The organism is Erwinia sp. (assembly GCF_049696395.1).
GTDB lineage: Bacteria > Pseudomonadota > Gammaproteobacteria > Enterobacterales > Enterobacteriaceae > Erwinia.
In genome coordinates this window covers 1-14,834 of the sequence record NZ_JBAVTT010000120.1, presented here as the reverse complement: position 1 = coordinate 14,834, position 14,834 = coordinate 1, and the positions used below count along the sequence as shown (strand labels likewise).

7 protein-coding genes are annotated in these 14,834 nt (G+C 53.6%); 3 read left to right on the top strand and 4 right to left on the bottom strand.

What is annotated here, in order from left to right:
- Nucleotides 1–15: 15 nt before the first annotated feature.
- A complete protein-coding gene (gene ubiG, locus WCC56_RS15395) occupies nt 16–744 on the bottom strand; it encodes a bifunctional 2-polyprenyl-6-hydroxyphenol methylase/3-demethylubiquinol 3-O-methyltransferase UbiG (protein ID WP_424693218.1) in 729 nt (242 codons plus the stop codon).
- Nucleotides 745–935: 191 nt separating this feature from the next.
- Here ubiG and gyrA point away from each other — a divergent pair, with 191 nt between their 5' ends.
- Nucleotides 936–3,602, top strand: coding sequence for a DNA topoisomerase (ATP-hydrolyzing) subunit A (gene gyrA, locus WCC56_RS15390; protein WP_424693217.1), 2,667 nt, complete (start codon nt 936–938; stop codon nt 3,600–3,602).
- 153 nt (nt 3,603–3,755) lie between these two features.
- On the top strand, nt 3,756–6,608 hold the full coding sequence (gene rcsC, locus WCC56_RS15385) for a two-component system sensor histidine kinase RcsC (protein WP_424693216.1): 2,853 nt from the start codon (nt 3,756–3,758) through the stop codon (nt 6,606–6,608).
- A 116-nt stretch (nt 6,609–6,724) separates the two neighbouring features.
- Here the strand turns inward: rcsC and rcsB are convergent, their stop codons facing one another.
- The 3 genes from rcsB to WCC56_RS15370 are packed head-to-tail and all read right to left on the bottom strand — an operon-like array spanning nt 6,725 to nt 11,212.
- Nucleotides 6,725–7,375 (bottom strand): response regulator transcription factor RcsB, encoded by a 651-nt coding sequence (rcsB, locus tag WCC56_RS15380; RefSeq protein WP_424693215.1) that lies wholly within the window; start codon nt 7,373–7,375, stop codon nt 6,725–6,727.
- Nucleotide 7,376: 1 nt separating this feature from the next.
- Nucleotides 7,377–10,037 (bottom strand): phosphotransferase RcsD, encoded by a 2,661-nt coding sequence (gene rcsD, locus WCC56_RS15375; RefSeq protein ID WP_424693214.1) that lies wholly within the window; start codon nt 10,035–10,037, stop codon nt 7,377–7,379.
- Between the two features lie 20 nt (nt 10,038–10,057).
- The gene (locus WCC56_RS15370) at nt 10,058–11,212 is read right to left on the bottom strand and encodes an MFS transporter (protein WP_424693213.1); all 1,155 of its coding nucleotides are present in this window, start codon (nt 11,210–11,212) and stop codon (nt 10,058–10,060) included.
- 805 nt (nt 11,213–12,017) lie between these two features.
- On the opposite strand from WCC56_RS15370, the gene WCC56_RS15365 reads away from it, so the two are divergent.
- Nucleotides 12,018–14,834 (top strand): Ig-like domain-containing protein (locus WCC56_RS15365; protein ID WP_424693212.1); only part of this gene is annotated, 2,817 nt, incomplete at its 3' end.

Here is a 14,834-nt window from a genome sequence, read left to right as displayed (position 1 = left end):
TGAGTACGGCGGACGTTATTCGGCTACAGAGTGGGTGTGCACCATGTAATTTACGTCAACGCCTGGCGCCAGCTTGAAGCTGTTCATCAGGGGGTTGTAATGCAGGCCAATGATGTGACGTTCACGCAGTGACGTTTCATCTACCCAGTTCAACAGCTCAGCAGGGCGGATGAACTTCTTAATGTCGTGCGTCCCACGTGGCACCATGCGCAGCACATATTCAGCGCCAACAATCGCCATCAGCCAGGACTTGCTGTTGCGGTTCAGCGTGGAGAAGAACACTTCGCCGCCTGGTTTCACCAGCTTCGCGCAGGCGTGAACCACTGAACGCGGGTCCGGCACATGCTCCAGCATCTCCATGCAGGTCACTACATCGTACTGGCCAGCAAATTGCTCAGCGTGTTCTTCGACGGTCTGCTGCACGTAATTCACCGTTACACCACTTTCCAGCGCGTGCAGGCGGGCGATTTCTAAAGGCTCTGCGCCCATATCCAGGCCAACGACTTCTGCACCTTCACGCGCCATGCTTTCCGCCAGAATGCCGCCGCCGCAGCCTACATCCAGCACTTTCTTGCCGAACAGGCCGTTACTGTGCTGGGCAATATAGCCAAGACGCAGCGGATTAATGCGGTGCAGAGGCTTAAACTCGCCTTCCAGATCCCACCAACGGGAGGCTACTGCTTCAAATTTGGCAATTTCATTATGATCCACGTTAGCCGTGGTGGCGTTTTGCTCAGCCTTCATAGGTCCCTCACTCGCTAAAAGTTTGCGGGCAGTATATCTGTTTTCTCAGCGGAATGTTCACCGCCCGGCATTCACGGCACTGAGTGCGTATTAAAGCGGCCAAAAAGACGCTTTCCATTCACCACCAGGTGTAAAGGTGATATACTTTCGCACCTTTGAATCCGGGTATAACGTAGAGGGATAGCGGCTCCATGAGCGACCTAGCCAGAGAAATCACACCGGTCAATATTGAAGAAGAGTTAAAGAACTCTTACCTCGATTATGCCATGTCGGTCATCGTTGGCCGTGCATTGCCAGATGTTCGCGATGGTCTGAAGCCAGTTCACCGTCGTGTGCTCTACGCCATGAACGTGTTGGGCAATGACTGGAACAAACCTTATAAAAAGTCTGCCCGTGTAGTCGGCGACGTTATCGGTAAATATCACCCGCATGGCGACAGTGCCGTGTATGACACCATCGTTCGTATGGCGCAGCCGTTCTCGCTGCGCTATATGCTGGTGGATGGTCAGGGTAACTTCGGTTCCGTTGACGGCGACTCCGCCGCAGCAATGCGTTATACCGAAGTACGCATGTCCAAAATTGCCCATGAGCTGCTGGCGGATCTGGAAAAAGAGACCGTCGACTTTGTGCCGAACTATGACGGCACCGAGCAGATCCCGGCAGTGATGCCAACCAGAGTGCCGAACCTGCTGATCAACGGCGCGTCCGGTATCGCTGTGGGCATGGCAACCAACATCCCCCCGCACAACCTGACTGAAGTCATCAGCGGCTGTCTGGCTTATATCGACGATGAGAACATCACCGTTGAAGGGCTGATGGAGCACATCCCAGGTCCGGACTTCCCAACTGCTGCCATCATCAATGGCCGCCGTGGGATTGAAGAAGCCTATCGCACCGGTCGCGGCAAGATTTACATCCGTGCCCGTGGCGAAGTGGAAACCGATGCGAAAACCGGTCGCGAAACGATCATCATCCACGAAATTCCTTATCAGGTGAACAAAGCTCGCCTGATTGAGAAAATCGCTGAGCTGGTGAAAGAGAAGCGTCTGGAAGGCATCAGTGCCCTGCGTGATGAATCTGACAAAGACGGTATGCGTATCGTCGTGGAAGTGAAACGTGATGCAGTGGGCGAGGTTGTGCTGAACAACCTGTACTCGCTGACTCAGCTACAGACCTCTTTCGGTATCAATATGGTTGCCCTGCATCAGGGACAGCCAAAAATTATGCCGCTGAAAGATATTCTGGAAGCTTTCGTTCGTCACCGCCGCGAAGTCGTTACCCGTCGTACTATCTTCGAACTGCGTAAAGCGCGTGACCGTGCACACATCCTGGAAGCGTTGGCGATTGCGCTGGCTAACCTGGATCCGATTATCGAACTGATCCGCCATGCGGCAAACCCGGCCGAAGCGAAAGCTGGCCTGGTAGCGCGTTCATGGGCGCTGGGTAACGTTGCTGGCATGCTTGAACGTGCTGGTGATAATGCTGCGCGTCCTGAGTGGCTGGAAGACGAGTTCGGTATCCGTGACGGCGAATACTACCTGACCGAGCAGCAGGCTCAGGCGATTTTGGATCTGCGTTTGCAGAAACTGACCGGCCTTGAGCATGAAAAACTGCTGGATGAGTACAAAGAGCTGCTGGAGCAGATCGCTGAACTGATCCGCATTCTGGAAAGCTCAGAGCGTCTGATGGAAGTGATCCGTGAAGAGCTGGAACTGATCCGCGATCAGTTCGGTGACAAACGTCGCACCGAAATCACCGCTAACACTGCAGACATCAACATCGAAGACCTGATCAACCAGGAAGACGTTGTGGTGACCCTGTCTCACCAGGGCTACGTGAAGTATCAGCCTCTGACCGACTACGAAGCACAGCGTCGTGGTGGTAAAGGCAAATCTGCAGCACGTATAAAAGAAGAAGACTTTATTGACCGCCTGCTGGTGGCCAACACCCATGACACCATCCTCTGCTTCTCAAGCCGTGGCCGTCTGTACTGGATGAAGGTTTATCAGTTGCCAGAAGCCAGCCGTGGCGCACGTGGACGTCCAATCGTCAACCTGCTGCCGCTGGAACCTAACGAACGTATCACCGCGATCCTGCCGGTACGTGAGTACGCTGAAGGGTGGAACATCTTTATGGCTACCGCTTGCGGTACCGTGAAGAAAACCGCTCTGACCGAGTTCAGCCGTCCACGCAGCGCCGGGATTATTGCCGTCAACCTGCGTGATGAAGATGAACTGATCGGCGTGTCACTGACCAACGGTAAAGACGAAGCGATGCTGTTCTCCGCTGCGGGTAAAGTGGTTCGCTTCGCCGAGACAGCCGTCCGTGCGATGGGCCGTACCGCTTCCGGTGTTCGTGGTATCAAGCTGGCCGAAAACGACCGCGTGGTATCGCTGATCATTCCTCAGGAAGAGGGCGCGATCATGACCGTTACGCAGAATGGTTACGGCAAGCGTACCAGCACCAGCGAGTACCCAACCAAGTCCCGTGCTACGCAGGGCGTTATCTCGATCAAAGTGACCGAGCGTAACGGACCGGTAATCGGGGCGGTACAGGTTGTCGACAGCGATCAGATCATGATGATCACCGATGCTGGCACGCTGGTTCGTACCCGCGTTTCTGAAGTGAGTGTGGTAGGGCGTAACACCCAGGGTGTTATTCTGATCCGCACCGCAGAAGACGAAAACGTGGTCGGCCTGCAGCGCGTGGCTGAGCCAGTCGCTGAAGAAGAGCTGGATGGCATTGACGGCAGCGTAGCAGAAGGGGATGAGGATATCGCCCCGGAAGTTGAAACTGAAGACGATGCAGCAGAAGATGATGCAGCCGATGAAGCACCAGAAGGCGATGAGGACGAATAATCGTCTGCGCTTTTAGTGCCAGAGGCCGGTTCTTTGAACCGGCCTTTTTTTATCCCTCCAACAGCCCGCAGCAACTGGCTTTTTTCCTGTTCTGACGGTACTGTAACGGGATCTGACTTCTCCTTCAGCCCCGTCGCCACTTATAGGTTTCGCTTGAAATATCTTGTCTCGTTCAGAACCACGTTAAGGATCTCCCGCTATCTGTTCAGGGCGCTGGCATTAATGCTCTGGACGCTGGGTGCGCTGCTGACCACCTTTTACATCATTAATGTGCTGCATGAGAAAGAGTCGCAGGTTCGTCAGGAGCTGAACGCGAACTTCGAGCAGGCTCAGTGGTATGTGCGCCACTCTTCTGACGTCACTCGTGAGCTGAAATACATTGCGGAAAACCGGCTGAACTCGTCGGCTAACGGCCTGGACGTGCTGAACGGTGTATTCCCGGGTAAAACCACGCTACCGCAGTTCTACCCTCTTTATTCTGACTCCGACTGTAGCTCGATGAGCAACACCTGGCGTAACTCGCTGGAGTCACTCAGCTATTTTCTGCACTACTGGAAAGAGAATTTTGCTTCAGCCTATGAGCTGAACCGGGTCTTTTTTGTCGGTGGTGAAAGCCTGTGTATGGCAGATTTTGGCGTGGGCAACTCTTCAGCAAACCGCGAGCGTGCGCTGAAGTCGCTGCATGAGCGGATCCTCAAATACCGTAACGGCAATGAAGAAGAGCGCAAAAGTAGTATTGTCTGGATTGCTCAGTCGGCTCAGCAGGGCGTGGGTTACTACTATTTGATCACGCCAATCTATGTCGCCAATAAAATGGCTGCGTTGCTGGGCATAGAACAAACCCTTCGTCTTGAAGATTTCATTCTGCCGGGCAGCTTCCCGGTGACTGCCACCCTGATTGATGCCAATAATCAGCGACTGATGTCCACTTCCCGTACTGCCGGGACTGTCTCGCTGGATGACTTGCCAGACGATCACAGCTGGTTTGGCTACATCAACGGCTACAAACAGCTGGTGCTGAAGAAAACCCTGACGCCTTCCGAGCTGACGGTGGTCTATTCGGTGGAGACTGACGAGCTGGTTGCCAAACTGAAAGTGCTGATTATCAATGCGGTCCTGCTGAACGTGATCTTCGCTATCATCCTGTTTACCCTGGCCTGGCTGTTTGAACGCCGCATGTTTTTACCTGCCGAAGACAATGCGCACCGTCTGGAAGAGCACGAGCAATTTAACCGCAAAATCGTCGCTTCTGCCCCGGTAGGCATCTGCATACTGCGAACCAGTGACGGCACCAATATTCTCAGTAACGAACTGGCGCATAACTACCTCAGCATGTTGACTCAGGAAGATCGGCAGCGGCTGACGGAGATCATCTGTGGTCAGCAGGTTAACTTTGTCGACGTGCTGACGGGCAGCAACACCAACCTGCAAATCAGCTTTGTGCATTCACGCTATCGCAATGAGAACGTGGCGATCTGCGTGCTGGTGGATGTCAGTGCGCGCGTGAAGATGGAAGAGTCCCTGCAGGAGATGGCACACGCGGCGGAACAGGCCAGCCAGTCCAAGTCGATGTTCCTTGCCACGGTCAGCCATGAGCTGCGCACGCCGCTGTATGGCATTATCGGTAACCTCGATTTACTGCAGACCAAATCGTTACCGCAGGGCGTGGAGTCACTGGTTACGGCGATGAATAACTCGTCCAGCCTGCTGTTGAAGATCATCAGCGACATCCTCGACTTCTCAAAAATTGAGTCCGAGCAGCTGCGCATCGAGCCAAGGGAATTCTCCCCGCGTGAAGTGATTACCCACATATCTTCAAACTATCTGGCGATGGTGGTGAAGAAACGCCTGACGCTGTGGTGCTTTATTGACAGCGATGTTCCGGTCACGCTGGACGGTGACCCGCTGCGCCTGCAACAGGTGATTTCCAACCTGCTGAACAACGCCATCAAATTTACCCATACTGGCGGCATCATCCTGCATGTGTATGTGAAGGACGGCTATTTGGCCTTCAGAGTGCGCGATACCGGTGTGGGCATCCCGGCGAAAGAGATCACGCGTCTGTTCGATCCTTTCTTCCAGGTTGGCAACGGTGTGCAGCGCAATTTCCAGGGAACCGGTCTGGGGCTGGCGATCTGTGAAAAGCTGATCAACATGATGGACGGTGATATTGAGGTTGATTCTGAACCCGGCATGGGCAGCCAGTTTATCGTGCGTATACCGCTCTACAACAGTCAGGTGATGACGCCGGTGTTGCACGATGGCTTGCAGGGCAAACACTGCTGGCTGGAAATTCGTAATGACGATCTGGCTGTCTTCCTTGAAAAACTGTTGCGCGAGCATGGAATAACCGTGCAGCGGTGGCAGGAGGGCAGCTGTTGTGGCCCGGACGATGTGATTGTGACGGATTACGACTATCAGACCCAGCAAAAACCGCGTTCGGTGATCCGCTTCGACGGCAGTCACAATGGGGCGCCGCATGAGCAGGCCGCCGGTCGTTGGGTTTACGGCACCACCACACCTCATGAACTGCCAGCGCTGCTGGGCCGCATTTATCGGGTTGACGTGGCCATGCCGGATGCGCTGCCAGGCGTGCCGGATATTGAAGATAAGCGGGCCAGCAACGAAGATATCCTGATCCTGGTGGTAGACGATCATCCGATCAACCGTATGCTGCTCTCCGATCAGCTGGGATCGCTTGGCTACCGCGTCAAGACGGCCCAGGACGGTGTTGATGCGCTTAACGTGCTGAGCCGTAACGAGATTGATATCGTGCTGACCGATGTGAATATGCCGAATATGGACGGTTACCGTCTGACGCAACGTCTGCGCCAGCTGGGGCTGACGTTCCCGGTTGTGGGCGTAACGGCGAATGCGCTGGCAGAAGAGAAGCAGCGTTGTATGGAAGCGGGAATGGATAACTGTCTGTCTAAACCGGTGACGATGGACACCTTGAATACGGCGCTGGCGTTTTATGCCGAGCGTGTCAGAAAGGGCAGGGAGTAACGGCCAGCTGACCACTCAGCACCGGATGCCGCCAGACAGGCATAAAAAATGCCAGTCTGTTTTCACAGACTGGCATTCTGGACTGCTGTCGGTCTTATCTCTGACGCAAGTGAAGCTTAGCCCCGGTCAACCGGCATGCTGCTGACGGAAGAGAGATAGTTCAGCAGGGCAATATCGTTTTCCACGCCCAGTTTCATCATTGCTGATTTCTTCTGGCTACTGATGGTTTTGATACTGCGGTTCAGCTTTTTGGCAATCTCGGTCACCAGGAAGCCTTCTGCGAACAGACGCAACACTTCGCTCTCTTTTGGAGAAAGACGCTTGTCGCCGTAGCCACCCGCGCTGATTTTCTCCAGCAGTTTTGCCACGCTGTCCGGAGTGTACTTTTTGCCTTTCTGCAAAGCGGCCAGCGCTTTTGGCAGATCGGTTGGTGCACCCTGTTTCAGAACAATCCCTTCAATATCGAGGTCCAGAACGGCGCTCAGGATCGCTGGATTGTTGTTCATGGTCAGAACGATGATAGATAAATCTGGATAATGACGCTTGATGTACTTAATCAGCGTAATGCCGTCGCCATATTTTTCGCCAGGCATCGACAGATCGGTGATTAAAACATTGGCATCCAGTTTGGACAGGCTGTTGATCAATGCTGTGGAATCTTCGAACTCACCAACTACATTTACCCATTCGATCTGCTCGAGAGACTTACGAATACCGAACAAAACAATCGGATGGTCATCGGCAATAATTACGTTCAAGTTGTTCATTTTATTGGTTACCTTGCTGCAGCAGTAGATTGACGTAGTGGTCAATTTCACTGGTGGTATTTTTAATGTTTGAATCGTCACACTCAGTAATGTGCTGTTCTAACGTTTCACAAAGCTGCTTGCCTGGAGTCAGGTTGAGCATGGCAAACACGCCTTTCAGGCGATGCGCAGTCTGAGCAAGGGAACTCATGTCCCCTTCCGCAGCCTCATTATACAGTCTCTTTACATCATCTGGTACTGTATCAACAAACAGCTGGAAGTAACCTGGGGCGAAAAGCTGCGCCGCATCCTGGTCGTCTCCCACTTCGTCTACTGATTCATCCTGCGCCAACTGGTGTTCAATCAACTGGAGCAGGGCATCCTGCATCGCGCTGCTGATATTAAAATTGACCCGGTATTGATCGTGTGACAGTGCGCTAAAGCCTGTTTCATCATCCGTGAGCAGTAACGACCATGGCGTCAAGCGCGCCGGATCGTCAGTCACCAGAACATCATGGTCCTGGCCCGAAAAGCGTTCATCAGGGGTAATGCAGCTTGCTCCCCAGTTCTCCAGTTGATGAACCACTATTTTTCTTACCTCATCTACCGTGATATCAATCAGGGTAGTTAAGCCTTCCAGCAGTTTTTCTTCCTGATCGTGCTGCTGTTCCTGCGGCGCGTGGATCTGAATACTGTAACGGGTACCAATATCGGGCCGTGCCACAATCTCAAGATGTCCACCCAGCTGCTTACAAAGCTGTTTGCAAAGGAAAAAGGCCAGCCCGGAAGCCTGACCAAAGCGATCCTGGCTGGTTTCACCCAGGAACGGGAAATCGGTATTGCCCATCTCATCTACCAGCAAACCTGCGCCGGTATCGACAATTTCAATGGCCAGCCGATCGGGACGATCTGCTGGATGGCTGACCTCGATGCTGATGCGGCCCCAGCTGGTGCTGGTGATCGAATAATGCAGCAGGGTCGTCAGAATTTTATACAATGCCCGGCGGTCGCCATAGCGGCTCTCATCGCTGTTCAGCCGGTTGCTGACCACAAGATTCAGGCCTTTGCGGCGGAGCGATGGCAGTGCCTCAGTCACCAGGTCATCCAGCACGCTTTGCAGCGTAAATGAACCGGAATCCGGCGCCCAGTCATGGGTTTCCAGACGGTTGAGCAGCACGATATCGTCTACCAGCCGGCTCAACGCCTGTGACTCTTCCAGCGTATCGCGGAGGTCTTCGGCAGGATGCGCCGCGCTGATTTCCAGCAGATGCGCGACGACTTTATCCAGCGGCCGGTTAAGCGCATGCCCCAGGTTCTGCAGCAACTGCTGACGAGTCTGGTGGTTCTTATCCAATACCTGCTGTGCTTTCTGCAGCTTCTTGTTCACCAGCAGTTCACGATCCTGGTCACGCATCATAAAGATCTGCGTATTTGGCGACAGCACGCTGCGGGCGTGGCGGATTTCGTACACTTCGTTATTGACGGTGGCCTGCAAAACGCCCTGATGTTGATCGGACATGTTGATGATTTTCTGCAGGTTAAGGTGTGGCAACAGATGCTCAGCAATCTTGTTGCTGATGAGGGTGCGGTTGTTAGTGAAGTCATACACCAACAGCCCGACAGGCAGGCTACCCACAATCTCTTCATTTAATATGCGCAGGGAATCCAGCTCGGCGCTTTGGTTTTCACTCGGTCGCAAAGATTGCTGGCGCAGCAGGAACAGACCAGCTAACGACATCAGTAGCAGGCCGAGGTTCGCCAGTAATGGCCACATCAGGTTATGCAGCGTGTCGACAATCAGACCCAGCAACGGCACCCGATACACTAACTTCAGCGGCGTGCTGGTCAGCGAAGCGGCAATTTCAATATTAGGATTAGCCAGCGTCACCGTGGTGCTGTGCGTTGCATCATCCGCATCGGCACTGTTTGCTGTGTTGGTCGCGTCCTGCTTCAGCTGGAAATATTCCAGCGGCATATTCAGCGGGATCAGGTCGTTAATCGGCAGATCAAAAGCCACCACGGTAGCCAGATGGCCCGGCTGATTAAACGTTGTCCGCACGGTAAAGTAGTGATCGTTCTGCCAGGTGAAGCGGCGTAAAGGCGAGAAGCTTTCGCGCTCATCTAACGCATTCGCCTGCTGCAACATCTCTGCGCGACGTGCATCAACAATATTGCTGATGGCACTTTCTTTGTAGCGGGTTGCCATGTCTTTCAACGGCAGGGTAGAGACCAGGATCAGACTGTTATCCTGACCATTCAGAAAGTACATCGACCAGGTGCTGTTTTCGGCACCCCACAGCGTATCCAGATAGGTGGACATCCTCTGGGTCATATCCAGCGTACTGCTGTCGTGTGAACCGAAGATTAACGCTTCTGTTTTACGGCGGGTCTTTTCAAGATAATACACGTCCGGGCGCAGGCGGGTTTCCTGCAGGCTGTTAGGCGGAGAACCGGCGGCATTGGCGGCCAGGTTTTCATAAATCTGCCAGGTCGCGAAGCGATAGGTATCAATGCGTTTTTGCATCGCATGGGCGATATCCGCCATGGCATAGCGCTTGTCGGTCAGCCAGGCATTGACCGCGTTGTGGATCATAAATCCCGACGCTATTAACAGCACCAAAATAAACATCACAAAAAAGCGCGTAACGTTTCCTGATGTCAGTGGAAATTTGTATGGCAGCATAGCGTAGCGTGATACCCCAGTTAACGTGTAATCAGCCTGGCACTTGCGGCCACGGCTAACAGCAATATGGCTATGGCGCAGAATGCCGTCGCCAGGCTGTACCACTGTGAGAGAAATCCGACCAGTGCCGGGCCTGCCAGAATACCTGCATAACCAATGGTTGTCATGGAAGATATCGCCAGATTCACCGGCATCGTTTTCTGATTACCGGCGGCGCTGAACATAATCGGCACCGCATTCGACGAGCCAAAGCCAACGAACAAAAAGCCGGCCAGGGCCACCAGCGTATTTGGCACGAATACCGCCAGTAAAAGCCCCAGTGAAGCGCACAAAGTGCCGCAGAAAAGCGTCAGAAAACGGCCGAAATAATTCACGATGCGATCGCCCGTCAGCCGACCCATGGTCATGGCAACGGAGAACAGGGCATACCCCAAACCCGCCTGTGAATGGGGCAGGTCGCGAGTCTGCGTCAGAAACAGTGCGCCCCAATCCAGGATTGAGCCTTCCGTCAGGAATAAAATAAAGCACAGGACGCCCAGGAACAGCACCCAGCCGTGGGGAACCACAAACAGCGGGGTATCCTCCTGATGGAGGCGATCGCTAAGCAAATGGCGCTGGCACAGCAGCCACAGCACAACGATCAACACGCCAATGACACTCACGGCCAGCAGAGGAGACAGCCCCAACGCCAGACCCGCACTGACTGAACCAGCACCCGCGATGCCGCCCACGCTGAAGAAACCATGGAAACCGGACATCATGGCCTTGCCGGAGGCCTTCTCAACTTCTACTGCCTGAATATTCATAGCCACATCGACCAGACCAATGGCGGCACCAAAAGCCATCAATGTTAACCCCAGGCCAACCGGCGTGGAGAGCGTCGCTAACAGCGGTAACACCAGCAAGATAAACAGGCAGGCAAGGGCCATTACCCGTTTACAGCCAAAACGCCCCACCAGTATCCCGGTCAGCGGCATGGCTATCAGTGAGCCCAACCCAAGGAACAGTAACAACGTGCCCAGTGCACCGTCGCTGAGTTGTGCGCGATCTTTAGCATAAGGAACCAGCGGCGCCCAGGCTGCCATGCCAATACCCGCAATAAAGAAAATGGTTCGCGTGGCGTGTTGGGTTGTTACCGCGCTGGCAAGCGCTGGTCGAGCATCCAGTGTCGTCATGATATCCGTTTGAAACCTGCCCTGATGAGCGCTACTTTTTATCATAAATTGCAAAATTAATGAAGATTAGCGCCAGAAAGAGCCGAACAAACTTACGTGACATCCCCTGCTTATTAAGGCCTGCAAGTTAATAACAGGGAAAAACAGGGCTGTTAATCAGATTTATCGGCTAAATGCCAATTTACAGATGACTCCTGGCGATGCGGAAGAATCTCGCGCCTTAACTCAAATCATTGGTGTTACATAGAAAAAACGATTTTTAGTCCCGATGACCGACCTGGTGGTGATTACAATTCATGCGAATGAGGGTAGGTCAGGTTGTGCTGATTATCACGAATCTAAGGGAAATTTTCGCATAGTAACGCACCTGAATTATCCGAAAATTACCCGTTTTAAGTCAGCTTTTCCCTGAAGCCCGCTAAATCGATAAGAATTTTCCTCGCATTAAATCAAATCTTTACCTGAGTTACTCAATGTTTATTTAGCAATTTTTGACGCCGCCTCTTGTTAATGAATTGTGTTTTTGATTAAATATTTTTATCTATTTGATAAATATTAATCAAGTAAAGATGGCGGATTTTTCTTAGTATGTGTAAGGAAAGGCTAGAAAAAATAGTCGCTCAGCCTGACTGAGTGTCGCAGGTAATTCTTTGCGCTCCCCGTGGGGGCGGTTATGCACCAGGTAAAAACCAAACCACTTTAGTGTGTTGGTTATCCCTTGCTTTGCGCTTGATTGTGAAGATTTTCTTCATTTTCGCGCGCGAAACACATAATGAAAATTTTCTGGTGCATATAGAGGTTACCCATGGCAGAGCTCAATGATGGCCGCGTAGATATCGTCTCACGCGATGATGGAACAATCCTGTCACAGGCCAATGCGGGCGCGTCGCATAATGTCCTTCTGAATCAACCCAGCGTGGTGAGGATTCACGGTACCCGCGATATGGTGACCGAGTTTGAGCGGCAGGGTAACGACCTGATTTTGCATATGCGCGACGGTAGCGTAGTTCGCTACCAGCAGTTCTTCTTCGACGACGTTGACGGTGACCACAGCGAGTTGGTCTTCGACGATGGCGTTAACCCTCCTGAGCACGCTCTTTTCCCGATCACTAACGAATTTGCCGATGCACAGACTGCCATGGTCGTTACCCCGGAATATGAATCTCTGGGATCGATTGAACCGCTGCTGCTGGCTGATAATGGCGCTTCCAACGGCGTAATCACCGCCGCAGGTATTGGTGCTCTGGGTCTGGCCGGACTGGCCGTTGGCGCCCTTGCCGGTGGTGGCGGTGGTGGTGGCGGAGGCAACGATGACAACAATGGCGGTAACAACGGTGGCAACAATGGCGGGGGAACCCCGCCCCTTACCCCAACTGTCAGTGTGAATGCCTTTACCGGTGACGCGGTGCTGACTCAGGCCGAAAAGGGCGAGAACCAGACGCTGAGCGGCACCACAACCAACGCAGAAGCGGGCAGCACGGTGACCATTGTGCTGAACGGTAAGACCTATACCACCACCGTTGGCGCAGATGGCAGCTGGAGTCTTTCTTTGCCTGCGGCTGATTTGGCTGCGTTGCCCACCGGTAACAACACCATCAACGTTAGCGTGACCAATACCGACGGTAACACGGCGACCTCCAGTGAGGTGATCTCGGTTCAGGCTGATACGCAGCCAGGCGTGCCTTCAATAGCGATCAATGCCTTCGCGAGTAACGATGTTCTGGATGGTGCCGAAAGAGAAACCTCACAAACCCTCAGCGGAACGACCAGGAATGTTCAGCAGGGGCGCACTGTCACCATAACCTTCGGTGAGAATACCTATACAGCTACCGTCGGCGCGAACGGCAACTGGAGTATTTCGGTGCCATCCGGTGTCTTGCAGGGGCTGGCTAACGGGGCATTTACCGTCAGCGCCACGGTCAGCAACGCTGCAGGAAACTCGGTGTCTGCTTCACACACCTTCAACGTGCAGGCGATTTCTGTCAGCAGTATTAGCATCAACGAACTGAGTGGTGACGGACAGCTGAACGCCACGGAATCCCAGTCTCCATTGACCATCTCTGGTTTTGCCACCGGGATTGCCGCCGGGACCGCCATCAGCGTGACGCTGAACGGGAAGTCTTACGCCACTACCGTGGGTGCGAACGGTAGCTGGAATGTGACTGTGCCTCCTCAAGATTTGCAACAGCTGCCGCAAGGGTCGAACCTTGTGACAGCCACGGTGACGCTGCCTGATGGCTCGGTGATCCAAAACAGCTCTGCCGTTTCGCTTGATGTTCACACAATCCCCCCCAATGCCACGATTGATGTGCCGTTCGGTGACGGCGTATTGAGTGGCGGGGAAGCTGGCACACCTCAGACGCTAACCGGTAATACCGGAGCAACAGGTGGCGGGCAGACTGTCACTGTGACTGTTGGCGGCACAACCTACACCGGAACGGTAAATAACGACGGCAGCTGGACGGTCACCGTGCCGCCAGAAACCTTGCAGAATTTGCCTCAGGGCAGCCAAAATATCATCGTGGTGGTGACCGATCCTGCCGGGAACACGGCTACCTCAACGACACCCGTCAATGTGGTCACCGCCCTGCCAACCGTCACGGTTGAACTCTCAGATTCGGTGCTCAATCAAACTGAAGTGAACCAGCCGCTGACCATTAGCGGGGTGAGCAACGGCAGCGAAACCGTTACTGTTACCCTGGGTGGCCTGACGTACACCACAGCGGTGAACCCGAACGGCAGCTGGAGCATCAACGTTCCGGCTTCTGATTTGCAGAAACTTGGTGAGGGTGACAACACGGTTTCTGTCACCGCCACAGATGCCTATGGCAATACCAGTACGCCAATTACCACCCCCCTTAACGTCGATACCGCTGCGCCGACTGTCAGTGTTGAAACAATCTCAACAGATGGGTATGTCAATGAAAGTGAGCTGGCGCTGCCACTGTCAATAAACGGTCAAACTGAACCGGGCAGTACCGTGCTGGTGCAGATTAACGGTGAGACTCTCACCGCTACAGTCGCCGCAAACGGCGCATGGACCGTTTCGCTTGATGAGATCAAATCCGCTATTGCGGATGGCACCTATCAGGTGACGGTGACGGCAACGGATGCCGCGGGCAACAGCACTGAAACTTATACCAATGTGACCTTCGCCGCAGACCCGGCAAACAGGCCGACTATCACTGTGGATCAGTTGACTGGCGACGGCGTGCTGAATGGTGCTGAAGTCACTCAGGATCAATTTCTGACCGGAACAACCACTAATGCGCCTGTGGGAAGCCTGGTTACGCTTACGCTGGGAGAGAACACCTACACCGGTGTCGTTACAGCAGGTGGCGGCTGGAGCATTACGCTGCCAGCCAGCGAGTTGCAGACATTAGGCAATGGTAATCAGGCGTTCACCGTTACCGTTACCGATCTGGCGGGCAATACCAACAACACGACGGGCAGTTTCGATGTTGAGGTAGATAACACCGTAGCCTCGCTGAGTATTGGTGCCATCAGTGACGATAACGCACTGAATGCTGCCGAAGCGCAAAATCCACTGGTGATCAGCGGGGCCAGTGTAAACCTGGCGGAATCTACGCCGCTCAGTGTCATCTTCAATGGCGTGACCTAT